The organism is Neptuniibacter pectenicola, from assembly GCF_001597735.1.
GTDB lineage: Bacteria > Pseudomonadota > Gammaproteobacteria > Pseudomonadales > Balneatricaceae > Neptuniibacter > Neptuniibacter pectenicola.
The window spans coordinates 1-712 of sequence record NZ_LUTS01000057.1 but is presented as its reverse complement, the minus strand read 5'-3'; the positions used below and the strand labels follow the sequence as shown (position 1 = coordinate 712).

The window sequence follows — 712 nt, the reverse complement described above, 5'->3', positions numbered from 1 at the left end:
CAATGATCAACACTAAACCGTAACCACGCAACCAATCAGAAAATACAACACCTCCCTTTCTCCCATCTTTCCCATTATCTTCTTCCTTACCTTTCCTCCCTCTCCCCTCCTCCCTTCACTTCTTCCTTCCCTCCCCCCCCTTCTTCTCCCCCTCCCTTTCCCTCTCTTCCCCTCCTCTCCTTCTTTTCTCCTTCCCCCCCTTTCCTCCCCCTTCTTCCTTTTTCTCCTTTTCCCTTTCTCCCCCTTTCTCTCTTTCTCTCTTTTCCCCCTCTTCCCTTTCCTCCCTCTCTCTTCCCCCCTTCTCCCTCCTCCCTCTTCTTCTTTTTCCTTTCCTCCTTTCTTTCTTTTCTCCCCCTTTCTCTTTTTCCTCCTTTTTTCCCTTTCCTCCCCTTTTCCCCCCACCCTCTCCCACCCTCTTCTTCCCTTTCTTCTTCCCCCCCCCCTTTCTCTTTTTTTTTTTTCCCTCTCTCCTCCTCTTTCCCCCTCTTTTCTCTCCCCCTCCTCCCCCTCCTTTCTCCCTCTTTTTCCCCCCCTTTCCCCCTTTCCCCCCTTCCCCTCCCCTTCCTCTTCTTCCCTTTTCCCTCCTTTTTTCACATTCCTTGCCTTACAATCCTTCCTCCAACCTCATTTTATTAATTCTTATTCTCCTCCTCTTCTTTATACCGCCCACTTCCTCTCCAAATTTATCGCATTTCTCAACCCATCCTCTTCT

1 protein-coding gene is annotated in these 712 nt (G+C 49.9%); it reads right to left on the bottom strand.

The window, feature by feature from the left end:
* Positions 1 to 12 precede the first annotated feature (12 nt).
* Entirely contained in the window at positions 13 to 594 is a 582-nt protein-coding gene (locus A3773_RS16835) for a hypothetical protein (RefSeq protein WP_067988658.1), read from the bottom strand.
* Positions 595 to 712 lie beyond the last annotated feature (118 nt).